This window comes from Micromonospora sp. NPDC049203, assembly GCF_043197215.1.
GTDB lineage: Bacteria > Actinomycetota > Actinomycetes > Mycobacteriales > Micromonosporaceae > Micromonospora.
In genome coordinates this window covers 265,670-287,057 of record NZ_JBICSV010000007.1, presented here as the reverse complement: position 1 = coordinate 287,057, position 21,388 = coordinate 265,670, and the positions used below count along the sequence as shown (strand labels likewise).

Annotated in this window: 25 protein-coding genes; 5 read left to right on the top strand and 20 right to left on the bottom strand. The window is 71.1% G+C overall.

Features of this window, described 5'->3' with window-relative positions:
• The first annotated feature begins 1 nt into the window (after position 1).
• A complete protein-coding gene (locus tag ACGFIA_RS21055; protein WP_357474737.1) occupies positions 2 to 1,762 on the top strand; it encodes an NAD+ synthase in 1,761 nt (586 codons plus the stop codon).
• Between the two features lie 118 nt (positions 1,763 to 1,880).
• Positions 1,881 to 2,726: a 3-methyl-2-oxobutanoate hydroxymethyltransferase gene (gene panB, locus ACGFIA_RS21050; RefSeq protein ID WP_047891539.1), complete on the top strand. Its 846-nt coding sequence runs from the start codon at positions 1,881 to 1,883 to the stop codon at positions 2,724 to 2,726.
• 126 nt (positions 2,727 to 2,852) lie between these two features.
• On the opposite strand, the gene npdG is transcribed toward panB, so the two are convergent.
• The 4 genes from npdG to ACGFIA_RS21030 all read right to left on the bottom strand — a co-directional run bounded on the left by npdG (position 2,853) and on the right by ACGFIA_RS21030 (position 6,178).
• On the bottom strand, positions 2,853 to 3,551 hold the full coding sequence (gene npdG, locus ACGFIA_RS21045; protein WP_355015308.1) for an NADPH-dependent F420 reductase: 699 nt from the start codon (positions 3,549 to 3,551) through the stop codon (positions 2,853 to 2,855).
• Between the two features lie 66 nt (positions 3,552 to 3,617).
• Positions 3,618 to 5,054: an RNB domain-containing ribonuclease gene (locus ACGFIA_RS21040; protein WP_357474740.1), complete on the bottom strand. Its 1,437-nt coding sequence runs from the start codon at positions 5,052 to 5,054 to the stop codon at positions 3,618 to 3,620.
• Between the two features lie 87 nt (positions 5,055 to 5,141).
• Positions 5,142 to 5,897, bottom strand: a complete 756-nt coding sequence (locus ACGFIA_RS21035; RefSeq protein WP_357474743.1) for a histone — start codon at positions 5,895 to 5,897, stop codon at positions 5,142 to 5,144.
• Positions 5,898 to 5,974: 77 nt separating this feature from the next.
• Positions 5,975 to 6,178, bottom strand: a complete 204-nt coding sequence (locus ACGFIA_RS21030) for a hypothetical protein (RefSeq protein WP_018787041.1) — start codon at positions 6,176 to 6,178, stop codon at positions 5,975 to 5,977.
• 234 nt (positions 6,179 to 6,412) lie between these two features.
• On the opposite strand from ACGFIA_RS21030, the gene ACGFIA_RS21025 reads away from it, so the two are divergent.
• Positions 6,413 to 7,633, top strand: coding sequence for a M48 family metalloprotease (locus ACGFIA_RS21025; protein WP_393261522.1), 1,221 nt, complete (start codon positions 6,413 to 6,415; stop codon positions 7,631 to 7,633).
• A 4-nt stretch (positions 7,634 to 7,637) separates the two neighbouring features.
• Here the strand turns inward: ACGFIA_RS21025 and ACGFIA_RS21020 are convergent, their stop codons facing one another.
• Positions 7,638 to 8,591 carry a hypothetical protein gene (locus ACGFIA_RS21020; RefSeq protein ID WP_357474749.1) on the bottom strand — a complete coding sequence of 318 codons (954 nt, stop codon included), beginning with the start codon at positions 8,589 to 8,591 and terminating at the stop codon, positions 7,638 to 7,640.
• A complete protein-coding gene (locus tag ACGFIA_RS21015) occupies positions 8,585 to 8,911 on the bottom strand; it encodes a PadR family transcriptional regulator (RefSeq protein WP_357474752.1) in 327 nt (108 codons plus the stop codon). Before ACGFIA_RS21015 ends, ACGFIA_RS21020 begins: the two co-directional genes overlap by 7 nt.
• A gap of 237 nt (positions 8,912 to 9,148) precedes the next feature.
• On the opposite strand from ACGFIA_RS21015, the gene ACGFIA_RS21010 reads away from it, so the two are divergent.
• Entirely contained in the window at positions 9,149 to 9,520 is a 372-nt protein-coding gene (locus ACGFIA_RS21010; protein ID WP_013287772.1) for a hypothetical protein, read from the top strand.
• Positions 9,517 to 10,002 carry a roadblock/LC7 domain-containing protein gene (locus tag ACGFIA_RS21005; RefSeq protein WP_357389088.1) on the top strand — a complete coding sequence of 162 codons (486 nt, stop codon included), beginning with the start codon at positions 9,517 to 9,519 and terminating at the stop codon, positions 10,000 to 10,002. The genes ACGFIA_RS21010 and ACGFIA_RS21005 overlap by 4 nt, the downstream gene beginning before the upstream one ends.
• An 88-nt stretch (positions 10,003 to 10,090) precedes the next feature.
• On the opposite strand, the gene ACGFIA_RS21000 is transcribed toward ACGFIA_RS21005, so the two are convergent.
• The 14 genes from ACGFIA_RS21000 to ACGFIA_RS20935 all read right to left on the bottom strand — a co-directional run bounded on the left by ACGFIA_RS21000 (position 10,091) and on the right by ACGFIA_RS20935 (position 21,305).
• Positions 10,091 to 11,047: a threonine/serine dehydratase gene (locus ACGFIA_RS21000; protein ID WP_393261517.1), complete on the bottom strand. Its 957-nt coding sequence runs from the start codon at positions 11,045 to 11,047 to the stop codon at positions 10,091 to 10,093.
• Between the two features lie 114 nt (positions 11,048 to 11,161).
• Positions 11,162 to 11,881, bottom strand: coding sequence for a hypothetical protein (locus ACGFIA_RS20995; RefSeq protein ID WP_393261514.1), 720 nt, complete (start codon positions 11,879 to 11,881; stop codon positions 11,162 to 11,164).
• 130 nt (positions 11,882 to 12,011) lie between these two features.
• Positions 12,012 to 12,797 (bottom strand): maleylpyruvate isomerase family mycothiol-dependent enzyme, encoded by a 786-nt coding sequence (locus tag ACGFIA_RS20990; RefSeq protein WP_393261511.1) that lies wholly within the window; start codon positions 12,795 to 12,797, stop codon positions 12,012 to 12,014.
• 11 nt (positions 12,798 to 12,808) lie between these two features.
• Complete coding sequence (locus ACGFIA_RS20985; protein ID WP_357389096.1) at positions 12,809 to 12,979, bottom strand: hypothetical protein; 171 nt, start codon at positions 12,977 to 12,979, stop codon at positions 12,809 to 12,811.
• A 146-nt stretch (positions 12,980 to 13,125) separates the two neighbouring features.
• A complete protein-coding gene (locus tag ACGFIA_RS20980) occupies positions 13,126 to 14,040 on the bottom strand; it encodes a hypothetical protein (RefSeq protein WP_393261508.1) in 915 nt (304 codons plus the stop codon).
• The gene (locus tag ACGFIA_RS20975) at positions 14,030 to 14,785 is read right to left on the bottom strand and encodes a hypothetical protein (RefSeq protein ID WP_393261505.1); all 756 of its coding nucleotides are present in this window, start codon (positions 14,783 to 14,785) and stop codon (positions 14,030 to 14,032) included. The genes ACGFIA_RS20980 and ACGFIA_RS20975 overlap by 11 nt, the downstream gene beginning before the upstream one ends.
• 99 nt (positions 14,786 to 14,884) lie before the next feature.
• On the bottom strand, positions 14,885 to 16,096 hold the full coding sequence (locus ACGFIA_RS20970; protein ID WP_393261502.1) for a tyrosine-type recombinase/integrase: 1,212 nt from the start codon (positions 16,094 to 16,096) through the stop codon (positions 14,885 to 14,887).
• A complete protein-coding gene (locus ACGFIA_RS20965; RefSeq protein ID WP_393261499.1) occupies positions 16,096 to 16,278 on the bottom strand; it encodes a helix-turn-helix domain-containing protein in 183 nt (60 codons plus the stop codon). Before ACGFIA_RS20965 ends, ACGFIA_RS20970 begins: the two co-directional genes overlap by 1 nt.
• Positions 16,278 to 18,029 carry a replication initiator gene (locus tag ACGFIA_RS20960; protein ID WP_393261496.1) on the bottom strand — a complete coding sequence of 584 codons (1,752 nt, stop codon included), beginning with the start codon at positions 18,027 to 18,029 and terminating at the stop codon, positions 16,278 to 16,280. The genes ACGFIA_RS20965 and ACGFIA_RS20960 overlap by 1 nt, the downstream gene beginning before the upstream one ends.
• Positions 18,026 to 18,571, bottom strand: a complete 546-nt coding sequence (locus ACGFIA_RS20955; protein ID WP_393261493.1) for a DUF2637 domain-containing protein — start codon at positions 18,569 to 18,571, stop codon at positions 18,026 to 18,028. Before ACGFIA_RS20955 ends, ACGFIA_RS20960 begins: the two co-directional genes overlap by 4 nt.
• Complete coding sequence (locus ACGFIA_RS20950) at positions 18,568 to 18,759, bottom strand: hypothetical protein (protein WP_393261490.1); 192 nt, start codon at positions 18,757 to 18,759, stop codon at positions 18,568 to 18,570. The genes ACGFIA_RS20955 and ACGFIA_RS20950 overlap by 4 nt, the downstream gene beginning before the upstream one ends.
• Positions 18,760 to 18,764: 5 nt before the next feature.
• Positions 18,765 to 19,019: a hypothetical protein gene (locus ACGFIA_RS20945; protein WP_393261487.1), complete on the bottom strand. Its 255-nt coding sequence runs from the start codon at positions 19,017 to 19,019 to the stop codon at positions 18,765 to 18,767.
• Positions 19,016 to 20,554, bottom strand: a complete 1,539-nt coding sequence (locus tag ACGFIA_RS20940; RefSeq protein ID WP_393261596.1) for a cell division protein FtsK — start codon at positions 20,552 to 20,554, stop codon at positions 19,016 to 19,018. Before ACGFIA_RS20940 ends, ACGFIA_RS20945 begins: the two co-directional genes overlap by 4 nt.
• Positions 20,555 to 20,909: 355 nt before the next feature.
• Positions 20,910 to 21,305 carry a transcriptional regulator gene (locus ACGFIA_RS20935; protein WP_281585541.1) on the bottom strand — a complete coding sequence of 132 codons (396 nt, stop codon included), beginning with the start codon at positions 21,303 to 21,305 and terminating at the stop codon, positions 20,910 to 20,912.
• Positions 21,306 to 21,388 lie beyond the last annotated feature (83 nt).

The following is a 21,388-nucleotide window of genomic DNA, read 5'->3' as shown; positions in this document are numbered from 1 at the left end:
CATGCCCACCCTGCGTCTCGCCCTGTGCCAGGTCAACCCGACGGTAGGCGACCTCGCCGGCAACGCCGGCCTGGTCCGCACGTGGACCCGCCGGGCCGCCGACGCCGGTGCCCAGCTCGTCCTGTTCCCCGAGCTGATGCTCACCGGTTACCCGGTCGAGGACCTGGTGTTCCGCCGTTCGTTCGTGGCCGCGTCCCGGGCCGCGCTGCACCGGCTCGCCGCCGATCTGGCCGCCGACGGTCTCGGTGACCTGCCGGTGGTGGTCGGCTATCTGGACGCGGACGGGCCCCCGCAGGTCAGCTCCGACGCCGAGCCGGGCCGGGGCGCCCGCAACGCGGCGGCGGTGCTGCACCGGGGCGAGGTGGTCGCCACCTACTTCAAGCACCACCTGCCCAACTACGGCGTCTTCGACGAGGACCGCTACTTCGTCCCCGGCGACACGCTCACCGTGGTGCGCGTCGGCGGCGTGGACGTGGCGCTGACCATCTGCGAGGACCTGTGGCAGGCCGGCGGCCCGTTCGCGGTCGCCCGGAAGGCGGGCGTCGGGCTGGTGCTGAGCATCAACGGCTCGCCGTACGAGCTGAACAAGGACGACGTACGGCTGCCGCTGGTCGGCCGGCGTGCCGCCGAGGCCGGGGCCGCCGTCGCGTACGTGAACATGGTCGGCGGCCAGGACGAGCTGGTCTACGACGGCGACTCGATGATCGTCGCCGCGGACGGCACGCTGCTGACCCGGGCGCCGCAGTTCGTCGAACACCTGCTGGTGCACGACCTGGAACTGCCGGCGGCGGCCGGCACGCCCGGCGGGACCGGTCCGCTGACCGACGGGATGCGCGTGGCCCGGCACGAGATCCCCACGATCCCGGCCGCGCCGTCCGGCCCGGCGGCGGACGGCGGCATCATCGAGCCGGTCGCCGACGAGGCCGAGGTGTGGCACGCGCTGGTGCTGGGCCTGCGCGACTACATCGACAAGAACCGCTTCCCCTCGGTGGTGCTCGGCCTGTCCGGCGGCATCGACTCGGCGGTGGCGGCCGCGATCGCCGTGGACGCGGTCGGCCCGGAGCGGGTCGTCGGCGTCTCGATGCCCAGCCAGCACTCCTCCGAGCACTCCCGCACCGACGCCGAGGACCTGGCGAAGCGCACCGGCCTGGACTACCGGGTCGAGCCGATCCAGCCGATGGTGGACACGTTCCTGGCGAACATGTCGCTGTCCGGGGTGGCGGTGGAGAACCTCCAGGCCCGGGTACGCGGCGTGATCCTCATGGCGCTGTCGAACCAGGAGGGCCACCTGGTGCTCACCACCGGCAACAAGAGCGAGCTGGCGGTGGGCTACTCGACGCTGTACGGCGACTCGGTGGGCGGCTACAACCCGGTCAAGGACGTCTGGAAGACGCTGGTGTGGCGGCTGGCGAAGTGGCGCAACGCGGACGCGGCCCGGCGCGGGCAGACCCCGCCGATCCCGGAGAACTCGATCGGCAAGCCGCCGTCGGCCGAGCTGAGCCCCGGCCAGCTCGACAGCGACACGCTGCCCGACTACGACGTGCTCGACCCGATCCTGATCGGCTATGTCGACGGCGACCTGGGCCGCGACGGCCTGGTCGAGTCCGGCCACGACCCGGCGGTGGTGGACAAGGTGCTGCGGATGGTGGATACCGCCGAGTACAAGCGGCGGCAGTCCGCGCCCGGCACCAAGATCTCCATGAAGGCGTTCGGGCGGGACCGGCGGCTGCCGATCACCAACCGGTGGCGCGAGGACGGCTGATCGCTGCCCGGCCGGGGAGTGACATCCTCCACTGCGACCTGCCCGCGGCCCGCCGCCCGGTGCGACGATCGCGGGGAACCCGGGGACCGCGTGCGCGGCCTCGAGGAAGGAGATTGTCATGGTGGAGTCCACCCCGGCCGAGGTGACCGCCCTCTACGGCGGGCCGGCCACCCGGCGGGTACGCACCCGCGACCTGATCGCCGCCAAGGAGCGCGGCGAGCGGTGGGCGATGCTCACCTCGTACGACCAGTACACGGCCTCGATCTTCGACCAGGCGGGGATCCCGGTGCTGCTGGTCGGCGACTCGGCGGCGAACAACGTCTTCGGCTACGAGACCACGCTGCCGGTGACCGCCGAGGAGCTGTTGCCGCTGGTGCGCGCCGTGGTGCGGGCCACGAAGCACTCGCTGATCGTCGGCGACCTGCCGTTCGGCTCGTACGAGGAGGGCCCGGCGCAGGCGCTGCGCACCGCCGTGCGGTTCATGAAGGAGGGCGGCTGCCACGCGGTGAAGCTGGAGGGCGGGCGGCGCTGCGCCGCCCAGATCGAGGCCATCACCGGCGCGGGCATCCCGGTGATGGCGCACATCGGCTTCACCCCGCAGAGCGAGCACACGCTCGGCGGCTACCGGGTGCAGGGCCGGGGCGAGGCGGCCGAGGAGGTGCTCGCCGACGCGCGCGCGGTGGCCGAGGCGGGCGCGTTCGCGGTGGTGCTGGAGATGGTGCCGGGCGAGGTGGCCAAGCGGGTCACCGCCGAGCTGCCCATCCCCACCGTCGGCATCGGGGCCGGGCCCGACACCGACGGGCAGGTGCTGGTCTGGCAGGACATGGCCGGGTTGCGGACCGGCCGGGCGCCGCGCTTCGTGAAGCGCTACGCCGACCTGGCCGGCGCGCTCACCGACGCCACCCGCCGGTTCGCCGACGAGGTACGCGGCGGGGAGTTCCCGGCGGCCGAGCACACGTTCTGAGGGTGTAAGGAAGGGCCCCTTCTTAACGCCTCGCGTAGAGGAGGGGCCCCTTCTTAACACGCGCCATCGGCGCGCCGAACGCGCCGCCCGTCCACGCGACGGCGTGGGCGGCGACGGCGCGGCACGTCAGAGGTCGGTTACCCGGATGCCGGCGTGCGCCTTGTAGCGCTTGTTGATCGCGATCAGGTTGGCGGTGAACGCCTCGATCTGGTGGGCGTTGCGCAGCCGCCCGGCGTAGATGCCCCGCATGCCGGGGATCCGCGCGGCCAGCGCGCCGACCACGCCCACGAGTTCCCGGTCCTCGGTGCAGATCAGCACGTCCAGGTCGATCCGGTCGATCTCCGGGTCGGCCAGCAGCGGCGCGCTGACGTGGTTGAACGCGGCGCAGACCCGGGACTCGGGCAGCAGCGCGGCGGCCTGCTGCACGGCGCTGCCCTCGGCGACGGTGAGCGCGTACGGGCCCTGCTTGTCGAAGCCGAGCGGGTTGACGCAGTCCACCACGATCTTGCCGGCCAGCGGCTCGGCGAGCGCGGCGACGGTGGCGGCGTGCCCGTCCCACGGCACCGCGACGATCACCACGTCGCTGCGCCGGGCGACGTCCTCGTTGTCGCCGCCGGACACGACGGCGCCCTCCGGTACGCCGGGCAGGGCGGCGATCTCGGCGGCGGCCTGGGTGGCCCGCTCGGCGGTGCGGGAGCCGATCAGCACCGTCTGCCCGGCCCGGGCGAACCGGTAGGCGAGCCCCCGTCCCTGGTCGCCGGTGCCACCGATGATGCCGACGGTCAGCCCGGAGACGTCGGGCAGCGTGGTCGCGTCGTAAGCCATGGGCTCATCCTCGCAAAGCGCGGCGGCGTGCGGTGCATCCCGTCGCTGTGACAATCGCCGCGCTGGTCACGCCCGTTCGAAGGCGACCCGGCGCTGGGCCGGATCGGCGGCGGTGAGGCGTACCCGGACGCGTTCGCCGAGCGGCAGCTCGCCGGTGCAGCGGGCGCGCACCGGCGGCTCGTCCAGTGCGATCGTGCCGCCGGGCTGACGGCCGGGGCGTCCGTTGCCCGCCGGGCGCGGTTCGTCCACGTCGAGCACCGCCGCCTCGAACGTCTCCCCCACCCGGTGCGCGAGCAGCACCGCCTCGGCCAGTTCCACGGCGCCCCGGGTGGCGGCTCCAGCGGTCCGGTCGGTCGCGGCCATCACCTCGGGCAGCTTCGGCAGCGCCGCCCGGACCTGCTCGGGCACCTCGCGGCCCTCGTGCAGCGCCAGGCAGACCTCGGTGGCGTAGCGGTCGGCCAGGCGGCGCAGCGGCGCCGTGACGTGCGCGTACGCGGCGGCCACCCCGCCGTGCCCGGGCTGCTCGGGCAGCTCACCGTCGAAGGCGGTGTACGCCGCGCCGCGCATCAGCTCGGCGGCCTGGTCGACGAAGGCGGCGACCCGGGGCTGGGAGGTGTCCAGCCCGTCGAGCACCTGACCCACGGGGGTGCCGTCCGGCCAGGGCACGCCGAGCGGTCCGGCGGCCAGCCGCAGCCGCTCGACCGCCTCCGGGCGCGGGCCGGGCATGGTGCGCAGCAGCCCGATCCGGCCGGCCAGCATGATGTCGGCGGCGGCCATCCCGGTCAGCAGCGAGATCTGGGCGTTGTGCTCCTCCATCGGGCCGGGGCCGCGCAGCACCAGCCGCCACCCGTCGCCGTCGGGCTCGACGTCCTGCTCCGGCAGCGGCAGGTTGATCGCGCCCCGGCTCAGGCCCCGGGCGGTGAGCAGCGCACCGATCTCGGGCAGCAGGGCGATCGGCTCGGGCAGCCGGCCGGCGTCGGCGTCGCGCTGCACGCCGCCGTAGTCGAGCTTGGCCCGGCTGCGCACCAGCGCCCGCTCCAGGGTGACCGCGACGGTGCCGCCGTCGGCGTCCAGGTCGACGGTCCAGAGCACGGCGGCCCGGTCGGCGTCGGGCAGCAGGCTGGCCGCACCCTCGCTGAGCGTGTGCGGGTGCAGCGGCACGTTGCCGTCAGGCAGGTAGACCGTCTGACCCCGGCGCCACGTCTCGGCCTCCAGGTCACCACCGAGGCGTACGTGCGTCAGGACGTCGGCTATCGCGTACCGGACGCGGTAGCCGCCGCCGGGACGGCGGGTGAGGTGCATGGCCTGGTCGAGGTCGCGCGAGGTCGCCGGGTCGACGGTGACGAACGGGACGTCGGTCCGGTCGGCGACTGCCGGGGGCGGCGCGGCGGCGGCCGTGTCGGCCTCGCGCTGCGCCGCGGCCGGGAAGCTCTCGGGCAGTCCCAGCTCGCGGCGCAGCGCGCCGAAGTCGATACGGGGCGCCAGTACGCGTCGGATCACCACGCCGTCAATCCTGACAGCGCCCCGCTCGTTCCGCCCTCCGGGGCGAGCGCCGTGTCCGCCCGGCGCCGCGCGGGAGGGCGGCGGGGGTCAGGCGCGGCGGGCCGGCGCCTTCCGGGCGATGCTCTTGGCGGCGGTGGTCTTGCGGGCGGGCGCCTTCTTCGCGGCGGTGGTCTTCTTCGCCGTGGTGGTGGTCTTGCGCGCGGTGGTGGTCTTGCGCGCGGGCGCCTTCTTGGCCGCCGCCTTGCGCGCCGTGGGGCGGGTCGAGGCCGTGGTCTTCTTCGCCGGGGCCTTCTTCGCCGCTGTGGTCTTCTTGGCGGCGGTGGTCTTCTTCGCCGCCGCGGTGACCTTCCGCGCTCCGGTCGCCTTCGTCGCCGCCGCCGTCTTCTTCGCGGTCGTCGTCTTGCGGGCCGGCGCCTTCTTCGCGGTGGTGCTCTTGCGCGCGGTAACCGTCGACTTCGCCGCCGTGCTCTTGCGGGCGGCGGTGGTCTTCTTCGCCGCCGTGGTCTTCTTCGCTGTCGTCTTCTTGGCGGTGGCCTTCTTGGCGGGCGCGCTCTTGGCGGTGGCCCGGCCGGCCGGCGCCGTCCGGGTGCCTGCCTTCTTCGCGGTGGTCTTCTTGGCGGTCGTCCTGGTGGTGGCCTTCGTGGCCGGGGCCCTGCGGACCGCCGACACGACCTTCTTGGCGGCCGCCTTCTTCGCCACCGCCTTCTTCGCCGGCGTCCGTCCGGCGCCGGCACCCGAGGCGTTCGGCGACGCCTTGGTGACCGTGGTCGACCTGCCCGCGGTGGTCCTCTTCGCGGTCGTCCGTTTCGCGGCCGGGCGGGTGGCCTGCTGTGCTTCGGCCATCTCGGTTCCCTTTCCTGGGGACGTGCTCTCGCCCTCGCGGAGCACGGATCACCTCGACGCGGGCCCTCCCGCGCCGTCTAGCGGCCCTCCCCGGCCCAACGGGCGTCCTCGGCGTCCCACGCGTCGTTCCGCTCCCGCACCGTCTGCAGGGCGTTGTCCGCGTCGGCGGCTGAGGCGTACGGTCCGAGAACATGCCGTGCGGGGCACACGTCGGCATCGGTCTCGACCCGGTGGTGTCGCGTGCACCAGTAGTAGTGCCCACCACTTCCGTCGTCGCTCATGCGATCACTGTGCACCGCGAACCGCCCGTCCGCCACCGGAACGGCGCAAATAGTCACTCTTCTCCACATTAGACCTGGTCGGGGAGTTGCGACGGGGAACGGCGGAAGACCGGCGCGAGCCCTGTCCTCGTCCGAACGGCCGGTACCGGCACCGGTGCGAACCGGACAGGATCAGCGCTCGTGATCATCAAGACGACGGGCACGGGGGCCTGTCCGCGATGCGGCGCGACGCCGGTGTCGCTGGACGGGGCGTTGCCGTGGTGCGCCGGATGCGACTGGAACCTCGACACCTATGACGCGGGCCGCCAGGCGCCGGAGTTCGGCTGGTCGTGGATCGACCGGCGGACCCACCGGCTCGCCGCACGGCTGACCCGTCAGCAGTACGCCGCACTGGCCGGCCGGCCGCTGGAGTCGACCGGGCGCGGGCTCACCGGCGTCCTCGTCGCCGGCATCTCGGTGCTCCTCCTGCTCGGCGTGGCCGGACTCGCGGTGGCCGGGGTGTGGCTGCTGTTCGCGTACCCCTTCCCGAACCTCGCCGTGGTCGGCGGCGTGGCGCTGATCGCGCTGGCGGTGGCGCTACGCCCGCGTTTCGGCCGGGTCGACCCGGACCTGGACGTGCTCACCGAACGGGACGCGCCGGAGCTGCACGCGCTGGTCCGGGAGGTGGCGTCGGCGGTGGGCGCGCCGGTGCCGCACGTGATCGGCGTCGACGGCGGCATCAACGCGTACGCGACAGCGGTGGGGCTGCGGCGGCGGCGCGTACTCGGCCTCGGTCTGCCGCTGTGGGGCGCGCTGGACGGCCCGTCGCGGGTCGCGCTGCTCGGCCACGAGCTGGGCCACTTCGTCAACGGCGACGTACGCCGCGGGCCGGTGACCCAGCCGGCGCTGACCATGCTCGGCAACGCCGCCGACCTGTTCCGGCCGCGGGGCGGGTCCGACGGCGGCGGGCTGCTGGTGATGGTCGGCGAGTGGCTCGGGCACCTCGCCTCCTGGACGCTGTCCCGGCTGCTGTTCGCCGGGCACGTGGTGCTCGTCGCCACCGCGCTGCGCGACAGTCAGCGGGCCGAGTACCTGGCCGACGAGATGGCCGCCCGCGCCGGCGGCACGGCGGGCGCGACCCGGCTGCTGGACACGACGCTGCGGACCGACTCGGTGGCCACAGCGGTGCGCAACGCGGTACGCGGCGGCCACGGGCCGGACACCTGGCGGGTGGAGACGGGGCGCGCGCTGGACGCGGCGGCCGAGCGGCTGTCGCTGGAACGCCAGCTCACCGTCCGGGAGGAAACCTCGCTGTTCGCCACCCACCCGCCGAACGGCCTGCGGCACCGAATGCTCGGCGCGCGGCAGTGGCAGGATCCGGCCGTGACGCTCACCGAGGAGCGGGCCGCGCGGATCGACGCCGAGCTGGCGCGGCACTACGAGCGGGCGGGCCGGGCGCTGAGCTGGAGCGCCTGACCGCTCAGGCGAGGACCGGGACGGGCGCCGGACCGGCCACGGCGGCCGGCGCCGGCCGGGCCGCCGTGATCGCGTACGCCACGGCGTAGGGCGTGCAGGCCAGGTAAAAGATCGGCTCGACGAGCACCCGGTCGGTGATGAGGAACCGTTCCCACCCGGTCGGCCGGGGCAGCCCGAACGAGGAGTCGGTCCAGCAGGTGAACAGCCAGAGCGGCGCGGAGATCCGGTCCACCGAGTCCGGCGGCAGGCCGTCCGCCACCGGTGCGCCGGCCGGGATCGAGGTGACCACCGCGAGCACCACCGCCGCGTCCGCCGCCACCAGCGCGCCGGCCAGCCCGAGCAGCCACGCGAGGCGGAGCCGGCCCCGTCGCGCCAGCGCCCCGGCGGCCCAGAGCGCCGCCGTCAGCAGGCCCAGCCAGAGCAGCAGCCCTGGTGCTCTCTCCCAGACCCGGCTCTCGCCTCGGGCGGCGAGCAGCGCCGACGTGACGGTCACCGTCGCGGCGATCGGCAGCACCACGCCGAGCGCGGTGGGCAGCGCCCCCACGCGTACGGTCCGGCGGGCGGCCCGGGCGACGACGAGCGCGAACGCCACGCCGAGCAGCGCGGTGAGCCCGGACCAGGCCGGCAGTTGCGCGGCGGCGCGCATCTCCAGCCACCCGTGCGCCAGGGCCATCACCGCGGCCGCGACCGCGAGGACCGCGAGGCAGGCCGGCGGCGCGAACAGCAACACCCCTGCGGTACGCCCCAGCCGCCGCGACCCGGCCCGGCCGGTCAGTGGCGTGGCCGACCGGGCGGCCGCGAGGCTCCCGGCGAACCGGAGCATTCCCCACCGCCGGCTGGTCCGGGCCAGCTCGTGCAGCTCGGCGTCCCATTCCCGGGCCAGGTCGGCGCGTAGCTCCACCGGCCAGCGGCGCGCCGCGACGCGCAACAGCAGCATCGCCACCCGCCGGGTCACCACGCCGGCGCCCCGGCCAGGTCCGCGCCACCGGCACGTTCGGCGGGTACGAGGGCACGCAGCTCGGCCAGCGCCAGCCGGGCGGACCGGACGCCCTCGCCGGTGAGGCGGTAGTAGCGGCGGGCCGGGCGGCCGGCGGCGACCGGGTCGACGTCCTCCCAGTCGGCGGCAAGCCAGCCGGCCGCCTGGAGGCGGTGCAGCACCGGGTAGAGCGTCCCGCTGGGCAGGCCGGTGAGCCGCATCAGGTCGAGCCCGTAACGCGGCCCCTCGGGCTCGGAGAGCAGCGCCGAGAGCACCTTCACCACCGGGATGGTCAGTCGCACAGCGGTACTCTATCGGAACTCTACATAGGGCGGGTGCACCCCGAGGTAGCAGGACGAACGGTGATCGACAATGGGACGGTGTGTCCCCTTCGGCGGGACCGGTGGCCGGTCCGGCGGGGCCCGCTCAGGTGGATCACCGGTGGCCCTGGTGCACCGCACGACTCCATATGCGAGCCTCGACGGACGAATCCGCTGTCGCGCTTCCGGCGACAGCGGCCCGAGTTGGGGAGAGAAATCGTGGGCAACCTTGACATCGCGCTGAAGAACGCGATGAACATCGACGGCGCGATCGGTGCCGCGCTCGTCGACTACACCAGTGGCATGACCCTCGGCGTCGCCGGTGGCACCGGCGAGATCGACCTGACCGTCGCCGCCGCCGGCAACACCGACGTCGTACGCGCCAAGCTGCGCACCATCGAGATGCTCAAGCTCGACGACGAGATCGAGGACATCCTGATCACGCTGGGCAGCCAATACCACCTGATCCGCCCGCTGAGCAACCGCACCGGCAAGGGCCTGTTCCTCTACCTGATGGTGAGCAAGAGCCGGGCCAACCTCGCGATGGCGCGGCACCAACTGCGCACGATCGAGGAGAGCCTGGAACTGTGAGCCGGGTGGACGACCTCCCCCGCCGTTCGCGCGCCCAGGCCGGCACGCTGCCGCCACTACGCGCGCTGCCGCCATCGCTGGCCGGCAACCCGGCGCTGCCGTACCCGGCCATCGGCCAGGAGCTGTCCGCGCTGCGGTTGCAGATCCCCGGCGTGCACGGCTGCGTCCTCGGCGGCGTCGACGGCCTGCTCGTCACGCACAACCTGCAGAACGGCGCCGACCCGGACGACCTGGCCGCGCTCGCCGCCACCATGTACGGCCTCGGCCGCCAGGTCGGTTTCCGGCTCGAACAGGGCGACTTCCAGCAGTCCACAGTGCGCAACGCGGGCGGTTACCTCAGCGTGTACGCGATCAACGGGCAGGCGCTGCTCGCCGTGATCGGCACCGACAGCATCAACGTGGCGCGGCTGCACCTGCACGCCCCGACCACCGCGGCCCGGCTCGCCGAGCTGCTCGACGGCGTCAGCCCGGCCACCTCCTGACGTACGCCGGTCGTCCCGGTCCCACCCGTCCGGGCCGAGGCGGCCGGCGTACCCCTGGATCCTGCCGCTCGTGTGACGCGGCGGGCGGTCAGAGGCCGAAGCGGCCGGCCCACGCGGTCACGTCGGCCACTGTGGCGTTGCCGCCGCAGACCACCAGGCCCAGCCGGACGTCGCCGCCCACCCGCTCGACCACCCGGCGGGCGGCGGGCAGCAGGCACCCGGCGGCCGGTTCGGCCCACACCTTGGCGTGCTCGGCCAGCTCCAGCGTGCCCCGCACCGCCTCGGCGTCGGAGACCACGAGGACGTCGCTGACCAGCGCCGTCACGTGCTCGTAGGTGAGCTGCGAGACGCTCGGCGCGCTGAGCGTGGTGACGATCGACGACAGCGGCACCTCGACCGGGCCACCCTTGGCAAGCGCCTGCGACATCGCCTGCGCGCCCTCGGTCTCCACGCCCCAGACGCGTACCCCCGGCCGCCGCGCCCGCAGCGCCGCCGCCACACCCGAGATCAGCGCGCCCCCGCCGATGCTGACCAGCACGTCGGTCAGCTCACCGGCGTCGTCGGCCAACTCCAGCCCGACAGTGCCCTGCCCGGCCAGCACGATCGGGTCGTCGAACGGGTGCAGCAACGTCATTCCCTCGTCCCGCAGCCGGTTCATCAGCGCGAACGCGCCGGCCATGTCCTCGGTCAGCCGCACGTCGGCCCCGGCCGCGCGGGCAATCTCGACCGCGCGGGCGGGCGCGCTGCGGGGCATCACCACAGTCGCCGCCACCCCGAGCGCGCCGGCCATCACCGCGACCGCGATGCCGTGGTTGCCGCCGCTGACCGCGACCACCCCGGCCGCCCGCTCGGCGTCGTCGAGCGTGAGCAGCTTCGCCGCCGCGCCCCGGGCCTTGAACGATCCGGTACGTTGCAGCAGCTCCAGCTTGGCGGTGACAGGTACGCCGAGCAGATCGGACAGTCCCGGGCTGGTCAGGGTCGGGGTACGTACGACGACGTCGGCGATCCGGTGCGCGGCCGCCTCGATGTCCGCAAGCTCGATCACCTCCGCAGCGTCCCACACGCCGCCCCCCGCATCCCCAAGCCGTCCGACCGCCCGGCACCCGTCGCAGGCCCCGGCACCGTCGCCGCGTCTCCCGTGCCGGCACTCGACTACCGGTCAGAACTGCCCTCTGTAGCGCAGGACGACGTCACCCAGGCGCGCGGTGGGCTCCCTGCCGCAGTCGTAGGAAATGGCGTTCGGCGCGAGCGGGACCCCCGTATTGACGCCGAGCTCGGCTCCGATGCGACCAAGACCCCGCTGGGCTTCCTCAGCGGGCGCCTCCAGGAATTCCTGACAGGTCGAGTCCTCCGTTATCTCACCCGAGTCAGTGAATTGCCGGACACCGAGGAACATGGCGAGCCCCAGCAAGCAGGCCACGACGATTCCGCCACCGATGATGACGGCTTTCGAATTCGTGGCGCTGTGTGAGTTCGAGGCGTAGTCGTCGACGTAGGTATCGCCGTACACCAGGCCGCTGACGAAACTGGAGTCTTCACCGTCCTCGACGGAACTGTCGGCCTGGTCTCCCTCGGCCAGCCTGCCCTCCTGCACGATCGACAGCGCCCTGGCCTCGTCGATCAGCTCCTTCAGGTTGGCCCCGAAATCAGGATCGTCTCTGGCCAGGAAACCGATGGCGGCTGCCAGATCGCCCTGCTTCCGGGTGCTCCGCGGGGCAACCTCCCAATTCTCGTAGATCTCGCTGCTATCCACATCCACCAGTTGAGAATGAATTCGCGCACGCAATTTCTCAGCCGCTGCCTGAAGTCCGGCGCTCGCGGTGCCGCTCAACGCCGCGACCAGGACACCGACAGCCGCTTCACCAGGTTCCTCGTCCATGACGTTCGAGTGTCAGCCACTTCCCGCAGGCGCGGACCAACCGATCGGACGCGCTCCACGTCGGGAATCCGACAAGGCTCTGATCAGACGTCGCCTGCCGCCCACCTCGCGGTTCACCACAATCGGGTTGTCACACGGACGGGTCCCACGCCGCGAGCTGATCGAAGATGCGACTGTCGCCCTCGAACTGCAGCGAATCCAGCGGTATGCGGCCGTAGAAGAACAGCACCAGGTCACTCGCCGTGCCCCGGGCGGAGGCGTCGGCAGTTACGGAATCCTCGCCGGCAGCAGGCGTGAGTCGGGCGACCTGTGCGCCGTCGCGGGAGAGCCGAAGCCGCCAGGAGCGACCCTCGACGGCGTGGTACTCGACGACGGCGGGGGCATGCGGCCAGGCGACAGTGGTCGCGCAGAGGGTGAACTGGCAGTCGTCGAAACCGTCGAGGGCGACCTCTTCCGGTAACGGCTGCGGGGCGCCCAGAGTGAGCTGGGCATCATAGGTGTGCACCGCGATCTCGGGGACCTGCCGCCGCGCCCAGGCACCAGAGGTCTGCGGTGACGGCGAGTCGTCCCACCACGTCCAACAACTGCGGTCCGGACCGGCCTCACGCAGCACGCTCGTCAGTTGTTCGATGGACTCGGTCCACCAGGCCAGCAGCGCCTCACGTTCCCGAGGCGCACCCGTGCCGTCGTCCCAGACCGACTTCTCCGGGGGTGCGTCCGCGGGCCCCGCGGCGACGATGGCGGCCGACTTGCGACGCGCCAAGCCCACGTGTTGCACGAGATCGAACAGCGTCCGGCCGGGGTGGGTCGGAACCTGCATGTCGAGAGCGGGTGCCGCGGCGACCGCAGCACGGAAGGCGGCGGAGCGTTCGCTGATCAGCCGCAAGTGATCGGCGAACGTGAGAGTTTGATCCACGCGGCTTTCTATCACCGGTCTCCGACGACCGGACAGCGATTTTCGTTGCAGCCGTCCTGCCATGGCCAGCTGGACACCCAGCGGACAACCTCGATGCCCTCACCGTGAGGACCGAGGAACTGCTCGATCTCCTTCCTGCGGTGCGGCGCGCCGAGGAGGAACGACCGGCTGAGGTAGCGCATGCTCGGCGGCTATCCCGCAGCGCCTGGGGTGGGCGACGGACGAGTCGACCTGTACGCCGGATTCTGCAGTAACCGTGCCTACTGACCTGCGAGAAGGGCCGCCGTCAACCTTCTCAGGGCGTCTGCAGGGCGTAGCTGCGATCTGGTCACCTACGGACGCTTCCCTGCACAAGTCCGCGCAGACTCGTCCGTGCAGCGACAGTTTCCGGGTGGGCAGCGCCCACGATACGGGTGAGATCGGACACGACGTCTACCAGCGCTGCACGAGCACCAGGCACATCACCAGCCGCGGCTTGAATCTCGGCCCATACACGCCGGCCGACCAGTACGACCGGATGATCACGACCGAGCCGGTCGGTCATGCTGGTCACAAGGCGCTCAATAGCAGCCAATTCGGCAGCAGCCGCTCGCCGACCTTCGGGAGCTTGGGGCCCCGGCAGCGACACAGGGCCAACCTCAGCCGTCGTTTTTGCTTTAACTACCCAGCGCGGAGTGTGTACCGGCCCTTCCAAACCTCTCATCAGGTTTGATCTGGCCACTACAGAAAGAAGATCGACATGCGTGTCCTGGTCTATCGACGCCAAGGATGAAGCTGCGCGCTTCACCGCGAGGAGAGACAGCCCTTTGGTGAAATCGCGCAAGGCGACCAGGTCGGATAAATTATCGAGAAGCTGTCTCGTTTGCTCGCGCTGCCTGGCGAACAGTTCGTAGATCTCATCTTCCGATTTTCCAGATTTAGTCGGCTCAGTCATGGTCCGACCTGACTCAGAAGTATCCAACCAATTCAGTACGTCCACCACCGAAGGATCCTCGTCGATTGCGCGCGAAGCCTTCCGTCGCAAAAACCGCTCCATGAAATCAGCGGAAGCGCGAGAGCCGCCAGCCCCAGATGCGTCAGCACCCGCCTCGTAAGAAGGTTCTTGGTCCTTAGTGACTTCCTTAACTCTACGCAAGAGCCGTGGCGAACCACCGTATTTGCGGACCAAGAGCGCGAATTGAGATGAAACCCGGCCCGAATTCAGTGGACGCTCTTTGAACTCAGATCCGCGGTTACCGTCCATGAGAACCCCACCATCCCCTTGGCGGCGAGCCAAGCTGATCCAGCACAGTCGCCAACTCATCAAGCGTACGTCGCACGCTGTCGCCAGCCAAGTCGACGACTTTCAGGGGCCCGCTAACAACTATGCAACCGCTGGGGTTGCCGTTGAGTGCGAAGGTTGGACTGGCGATCAATCCATCCGGCTGGGGGGATCTCCGCAGTTGGCCCCAGGTGAGTCCATAACGCTCTCGCTCACCACGACCAGCCCAGGCGTCCGGGCCAGCCTCAGTGGCACTTCGAACGAAATCACTCCACTCGATAGCAATATTTACTTGCTGCACAAAAGCTTGCCCCGCAACACCCACCCCCGGACTGAATGAACGTTGCGAGTCAACCAAATTCGCGCCCGCACATACTGCAGCAATCAGTTCCAGCCGACGCCAAAACAGAACTCCCCGCAAACCGTAGTAGCGGATGGACAGTTCATCCCACGGAGCCCCAGTAGCGTCTATGACCGCCGATATTGCTGCGCTCAAACAGGCGCGCATATCATTGTCGTACTCTCGAATTCGCGCGGCCTGTATAGCGAGATTCACAGAACGAATCGCATCGTAGATAACGAATACCGCTAGAGCCAGAACGCTTGCCCACTGCAGGAAAACCTGCTTCTCCCAGAACCCTCCACCAGGGAGGTTGAGTTGAGCAAGGGTCACAACCGCCCCCGCAGTCGCCATGACGACAGCGCGGATCAGCAGCAGAGCAATCACTCGCCAAGTATGGACCAGGCACCGTCCTATTCGGAACCCACAAGACTCGCCCCAATGACCCTATATAAGCTGAGTTACCGATACGCGCAATATGCGGTATCAGCCAGCACCTGAGCGCGGTTCTCTCGCCAGAATCTCGTCGATGGCACGCCTGGTGCGTTCCTCGCTGGCCGGCATCAGGTGGGTGTAGACCCGGAGCGTGAAGCCAGGGTCGGCGTGGCCGAGGTACAACGCGAGGGCCTTGATGCTCTCCCCCGCGTCGAGCAGCAACGAGGCGTAGAAGTGGCGCAGCGCGTGCATGCCGGTGGCCCGGGTCGGCGTGATGCCGGCCGCCCGTACGGCGGGGCGCCAGCTCTTGTCGTCGAAGGTGTGTCGGTTGATCGCGCCGCGCCGGGTGGTAGTGAACAGCAGCGGCACCGTCACCCGCTCATCGTCGGCCGGGTTCTCCCATGGCAGGGTGAGCGACACTGGCGGGAAGTCGTCGATGTGCTGGCGCAGCACCAGGGCGACAGAGTCGGGCAGCGGTATCCGGCGATCCCGGTCGTTCTTGGGTAGGCCGAAGACGAGCCGGGAGCGGACGAGCTTGACCTGACGCGAGACGTGCACCCATCCGGCGTCAAGGTCAATGTCGTCGACGCCGAGCCCGAGGATTTCGCCCTGCCGCAGACCGCAGCCGGCGCCCAGGTCGACCATCGCCCGGTACCGCTGGGCGAGGCCACCGCGGATTGCCGAAACCTGGTCGTAGCGCAGCGGCACCACCCGACGCTGCACCGGTCGCGGCGCGGTGACCGACTTTGCCGAACACGGATTCTTCGCGATCCGCTCGTCGTCGACGGCCGCGCCGAGGATGGTCCGCAGATGCGCGAAGATGACGGCCCGGGTCGCCGGGGCCAGCTTCCCGACCATGGCGGCGTCCCACTCCCGGATGTGGCCCGGCTTGATCGCCGCCAGCTGCCGAGAGCCGAAGAACGGCAGCAGGTGCTTGCGTACCCGGAACTCGGTGATCTCCCGGGTCGACTCATCGAAGGAGCGCGTGCGCAGCCAGGTTTCGGCGTACTCGGCGAAGGTCATCCGGCCGGCCAGCGGGTCAACGTACGAGCCCCGGAGCTTGTCCGTCTCCGTCGAGACAAGGAATGCCTCAGCGTCGCGCTTGGCCCGGTCCGGGAAGGACTTCTTGCGCTCCTTGCCATCCGGCCCGATGTACCGCACCCGGTAGCGCAGACCCTTGCCGAACAGTTCCGTCTTGACCCGCTCCGACCGCCCGCCCGGGTGACGCAGCCTCTTGTACCAGCGATCCTCCACATGCCCCATCAGGCCGCCGCCTGCTCACGTACCCACGACCGGACCGCTTCCGGCTCGTACCGCAGGTGTCGACCGACCCTGGCCGCCGGCGGACCGTACTTGACCTTGCGCCAGCGGTACAGCGTCTCCTGCGGCACCCGGAGGTACGTCGACACGTCCTGAACCGTCCACAGCTCGTCCTTGGCCGTCATCACAGCCCCTCCCCCGTCTTGTCGTCCGTTTCCGTCGTCGAGGCGTCGGCGGGGAGCTGGGCCGCGCGGTCCTTGGCGGCGAGCAGTTCGGAGCGCCAGCGGGCGCGTTCGCTGATCGACCGCAGCAGCCGGTGGGCCATGGCCGGCACGTCGGGATCATCGGGGCGGGCCAGTTCCCAGGCGTGGCGGACCGGTTCGACGGTGGCGCCCTGGTCGTTGACGCCATCGAGGCCGACGGTGACGCCGAGCAGCGCCCGCACCCAGGCCCGCACGTCGTGCTTGTGGTCGGAGAGGGTCTTGCCGGACCAGTCGCGGGAGATGAGGATGCGCCGGCCGCCGATGCCGAGGGTGTCCCGCTGGTGAACCTTGCCCTTGCAGCGGCCCGGCTTGAGCTTGGCGTGTGCCTTCTTCGGCTGGACTCCGTACAGCAGCCAGTTCGCGCAGCGGTCGGTGCAGGGGGTCACGCGCAGTTCCCGCCACAGCCGGTCCAGGTGTGCCCGTTGCCGGTCGGTGGTCGCCTTGTGGACGTCGCCGGTGTGCTTGGTGATGTACTTCGTGACGTACCGGATGGTCCGTTCGGCGTCGGCGGTGCCGGGCATGACGCCGCAGGCGTCGACCTGGGCGCCGAAGCGCACCACGTGCACCGGTTCCGCGTCCGGGTCGGCGTCGATGGCGTCGAGGGCTTCCGTCCAGGTGGTCAACGGCGCGCGAGTGTCCGGGTCGACCCACGCGCAGGCGTCCTCGTCCCACACCGGAGGCCGCTCGACGGTGTACCGCGCGACGTCGACCGCCGGCCACCACACCTGGTGATAGGTCGCCGCCGCGACGGTGCGCAGGATGTCCCGGGGAATCGTGCCCCGGATGGCGAAGTGCGCGTGTGGGGCGAGTCGGCGTTGCGGCTCGACGCAACCGGCGTACTGGACGTTCCAGCCCTCACACCGCCGCAGGTTCTGCCAGAACCGATCGAGCAGCCGAGGGAAGTGCACGGCATCCCACGCCGCACGGCGGTAGTCGTACCGATCGGGGTTGAGCGGCGTGCCGTCGGGGCGGACAGGGCCGTAGGAGTCGAGGGTGAGCGTCAGCCACATCGACGGCCGGTAGGTGGCCCCGTCCGGGGCGGTGTACGTCCTGCCGACCGTGCGCGGCTCGACCTTGCGGCGAGGCAGTTCCGGGGCGTCCTGACGCCGCCGGGTGGAGCGCTTGCGACGCGGGCCGGTGTCGTCGCCCTGGTCCTCGTCGCCGGTGGCGTGCGGCGGGGCGACCCGTCCCCGGAGCCCTTCGGCCGCGATTGCCTCTTCCACTTCGCGGATTGCCTCGTCGAGGTCGTCGACCTGGTCCCACTGGCACGCCCGGGACGCCTCGTCACGGGAGAACTCCAGGTGTGCGCGGAAGAGGACCAGGGATTCCTGTTCCTCGGTCGCCGGCTCCGGGGGCGGTAGCGGCTCGTCGTCACGGTGCCAGCCCTCCCGGATCTGTGCCTGCCGCAGCCGGCGGTTCTTCTTCGCGCACGGCGCGCACTTGTCCTCCCGGGTCGCCCCGCAGGGCAGGTCGATGACCTCGGTCAGGCCGGTGTCGAGATCCGTGCGGCGCATGGCCAGAGGACGCACGCACACGCCGTACTCGGCCGCGATCTCCTTGAGCACGTCCACCGAACGAGGAAGCGCCATGCGGGCCGCCCGCGACCCCAGCCGAGGAGCAGCAGCCGGGGTCGGGGCGGCCGACGCGAGGCCGGGCAGGGTCGCAGCGGTCATCGGATGATCCCGACGACGTGCGGCCGGTTGGACTGGACAGCGCGCGGAGGCAGCACCGCCGGGACGACGGGTGACGCTGGCACGGTCGGGCGGACCGGTTCGACCTCGGTGGCTTCCGCCGGCTCTTCGTACCGGTAGGCGTCGGGCTGGTTCGGCTCGACAGCCGGCGGGGTGACCGGGGCGTTGGACAGGACGACCTTGACCAGGGCGAGGAAGGCCAGCGATGGTACCGCCGCTACGACCCAGCCCCACACCGACGATTCGGCTTCCGCGACCTGGGCCGCGAGGGACAGCAACGCGAACGCCACCAGCAACGAGCCCACCAGGCCCACCGGTCGACCGACGCGACGGCGGGCGCGCAGTTCCAGGCCGAGGTAGATCGTCATCAGCTCGACCGCTACAGCGTTGGCCCAGCCGATCCAGTCCGGTTGGCCATGGGCGACGGACAGGTCATGGACGTGGGTGAAGGCGGCGGCGCCAGCCATCGCGCCGATGGCGAGCAGGATCACCAGGCGTACGCCGGATTCGGTGCGCTCGGTCATCGCCACTCCTGCAACGGCTTGTCGCGGATGGTCAGGTCGATGCGGATACGCCGGTCGGCCATGTCGGGGCGGCGGTTGACCATGTGCGCCAGGCCGTGCAGGGCGGCGGCGGTCTGGTCGGCGGGGCCGACGAGGCGGATGCGCAGCGGACGACGGAGCCGGTTGATGAAGCGGGTGATGGTGGTCATGGCAGTTACCTCCTGGCCGGTCGGATGTCGGTGCGGATGTAGTCGGGAGGGGCGCCGAGCGCGGCGACCGCTTCGGAGAGGCAGCGCCACAGCGCCCACGCCTCGTCGGGGGTCAGGGACATCCGTCGCCGGCCCGCACCAACCGCCAGATACACCGGGTACGGATCGGGCCGTTCCGGGTCGACGCGCACGGACACGACGGTGACCGGTTCCGGGGTGCGCAGCCGGTAGAACCGACGACCGTCCGGGGTGGCGGTCACCGCGGCTCACCCCCGCCGTCCCGATCGAGGAGGTTGCGCAGCGCATCGGGCAGCAGCGGCCCGGACGGCTTACGCGGCAACGGAAGCCGTACCGGCTCGGTGGCGGTCTCTTGGCCGACCTGGGCGAGGATGTCCGAGGCGTCAGCCGGCGCCGGGAACCGCCGCGCCATGTCGCGGATGTCGTCGTCGCTGACGTACGAGAACCGCACCCGCATCGGGTCGGGGGTGCCGTCGAGGATCACGTACCCGACGCCCTTGGCCCACCGGGGCATCTGATCCGCCAGCGCACCCCGGTTGCGGGCACCGTCGCCGAGGACCATGTCGACCTGAGACGCCTCGGTCAGACCGAGCGCGATGCGGGTCGGGAACAGGTCCCGGAACGGCAGCACCTCCTTACGCGGGTCCTGCAATGCGGCCACCACCAGCACACCGACGCCGGCCCCCTGCGACAGCAGCAACCCCAGCGAGGATGCGATGCGCTTGCGCAGCTCGACATCCTGCAAGTACGCGGTCAGCGCCGCCATCTCGTCGACGACGACCACGACCAGGGGGTCAGCCTCGGTCGACGTGTGCACCCGCACCGTTCCCGCCAGGCGGGTCTGACGCTTCCGCAGCACCGTCACGGCATCGTCAAGCAGGTCCGCCATCGCCTCGAACGACTTGCACGCGAACCGGGCGAACATCGGCCGACCGAGCGCGAACTCCATCCCGCCCTTCGGGTCGACCACCCACAGCCGCACCAGCCCCGAGGCGACACCGCCGCCGAGGACCCGGACCAGCGACCACAGCACCGAACCCTTCCCCGACCGGGTGGCGCCGCCCACCAGGACGTGAGTCGCGAGCAGATGCAGCGACCAGGGACGCAGATCCTCCCGCCGGGCCAACGGCAACGCGGTGATGTCCGGCACCGCCGGCACCGGAAACGGCGGCACCACCGTGCGCAACGCATCAGTCCGCACCAACGCCACATAGACCACCGTCGGCCGGTCCCGATACCGCACCCGATCCACCAACCGCAGCACCCAGCCCCATCGGCCGGCACGCGTCGACGGGTCCCCGGGACGTTCCGCATAAACCCGGGCATGCCGCCGACCGAACGCGTACGCCAGGTTCGCACTCACCCGCTGGAACTGCTCCGGCGTCTGCCCCCGGACCATCCGCACCGTCAGCACATCGAGGGCCTGATCCGAGCGGACCCGCAGCAGCTCAGGGAGCACGTGCCGCCGGTCGAACGTCTCGGCGAGTCCGCACAGCGTCATGGCCTCACGCCACACCCGCCGGTAGACGAACACCCGCCGGAACGAACCCAGCAGCGGACCCGCCAGCCATGCCCACCAGGACGACTCATCGCGCCAGCGCCACACCGCTGACACCGCCGACGCGATCACCAGCGGCACCACCAGGCCGGGCCAGTCGAATTCGACGTAGAGCCAGAGCGCCAGGACCACCGAGCCGGTGGCCGCCGGATGCCGCAGGCACCACCACAGCACCCGCCCGGACCAGCGCAGCACCAGGCCGAGCACCACCAGCCACATCGGCAGCTCGAAGCGCCTCGGACGGAACACGATCAGGTCACCGGCCGAGGTCGTCACCACCTCACCGCGAGGCCGCCCGATCACTTGGCACCCCGCAGCGACACGAACCGACCCGATGCATCCCGGACCGGAGGGAACGGAAGCACGAGCTGCCCCACGCAGCCCTCACACCGGCCGTGGGCACCGGTGGCCGGGTCGAACCGGGACTGACACACGCCACACCGAGGCCAGCCACGGCCAGCCGGACGCATACCCTTGGACACGTCACTACCTCTCTCGACAGAGCAGGGGAAAGAGACAGAGGGCGGGGCTGCCGTCCACCAAGACCTGACAGCCCCGCCCCCACCAGATGCGGCTACGCCGCCGCCTTCTTGGCCACACCCGCCGGAGCACGCATGCCGGTCGCCCGCAGCGAGTACGCCATCCGGCCGTTGTTCGCCACGTACGGCGTCACCGTCATGCCGTCGAACTCCACCGCCTCGAACGGGGCACCCGTCGGCGGCACCGGCTGGTAGTCGGCGGAAATCTTCACCGTCGTCTCCCGCGACCGCTTGCCAAGCTCCGGATCCAGGTCCATCACCCGGACCTGCCACACCCGCTGGCCGGTCAACTTGTCCTTCGCCGGGCTACGCCGACCCGTCTTCTCGTCGAAGTCCTCCACCTCACCCATCGACTCGGGCACCAACGCGCACCCAGCCGGGAACACGTCCTCACAACGCACGGCGAACCTCGTACCGCCACGCAGAGCCATCGCTCAACCTCCAGGTTGTTGGCATGTCTGCCAAGTCGAGACTCCAAGGTAGACGACACTTGGCAGACAAGTCAACAACTCCG

Excerpts from the sequence above, each read along its gene's own strand:
- ACGFIA_RS20955 (WP_393261493.1), bottom strand. The coding sequence starts at position 18,571 with ATGACCGAGCGCACCGAATCCGGCGTACGCCTGGTGATCCTGCTCGCC.
- ACGFIA_RS20985 (WP_357389096.1), bottom strand. The coding sequence starts at position 12,979 with ATGCGCTACCTCAGCCGGTCGTTCCTCCTCGGCGCGCCGCACCGCAGG.
- ACGFIA_RS21055 (WP_357474737.1), top strand. The coding sequence starts at position 2 with ATGCCCACCCTGCGTCTCGCCCTGTGCCAGGTCAACCCGACGGTAGGC.
- ACGFIA_RS20960 (WP_393261496.1), bottom strand. The coding sequence starts at position 18,029 with ATGACCGCTGCGACCCTGCCCGGCCTCGCGTCGGCCGCCCCGACCCCG.
- ACGFIA_RS20940 (WP_393261596.1), bottom strand. The coding sequence starts at position 20,554 with ATGTGGCTGGTGGTGCTCGGCCTGGTGCTGCGCTGGTCCGGGCGGGTG.
- panB (WP_047891539.1), top strand. The coding sequence starts at position 1,881 with ATGGTGGAGTCCACCCCGGCCGAGGTGACCGCCCTCTACGGCGGGCCG.
- ACGFIA_RS20995 (WP_393261514.1), bottom strand. The coding sequence starts at position 11,881 with ATGGACGAGGAACCTGGTGAAGCGGCTGTCGGTGTCCTGGTCGCGGCG.
- ACGFIA_RS20970 (WP_393261502.1), bottom strand. The coding sequence starts at position 16,096 with ATGGGGCATGTGGAGGATCGCTGGTACAAGAGGCTGCGTCACCCGGGC.
- ACGFIA_RS20935 (WP_281585541.1), bottom strand. The coding sequence starts at position 21,305 with ATGGCTCTGCGTGGCGGTACGAGGTTCGCCGTGCGTTGTGAGGACGTG.
- ACGFIA_RS21030 (WP_018787041.1), bottom strand. The coding sequence starts at position 6,178 with ATGAGCGACGACGGAAGTGGTGGGCACTACTACTGGTGCACGCGACAC.
- ACGFIA_RS20950 (WP_393261490.1), bottom strand. The coding sequence starts at position 18,759 with ATGACCACCATCACCCGCTTCATCAACCGGCTCCGTCGTCCGCTGCGC.
- ACGFIA_RS21035 (WP_357474743.1), bottom strand. The coding sequence starts at position 5,897 with ATGGCCGAAGCACAGCAGGCCACCCGCCCGGCCGCGAAACGGACGACC.
- ACGFIA_RS20980 (WP_393261508.1), bottom strand. The coding sequence starts at position 14,040 with ATGGACGGTAACCGCGGATCTGAGTTCAAAGAGCGTCCACTGAATTCG.
- npdG (WP_355015308.1), bottom strand. The coding sequence starts at position 3,551 with ATGGCTTACGACGCGACCACGCTGCCCGACGTCTCCGGGCTGACCGTC.
- ACGFIA_RS20965 (WP_393261499.1), bottom strand. The coding sequence starts at position 16,278 with ATGACGGCCAAGGACGAGCTGTGGACGGTTCAGGACGTGTCGACGTAC.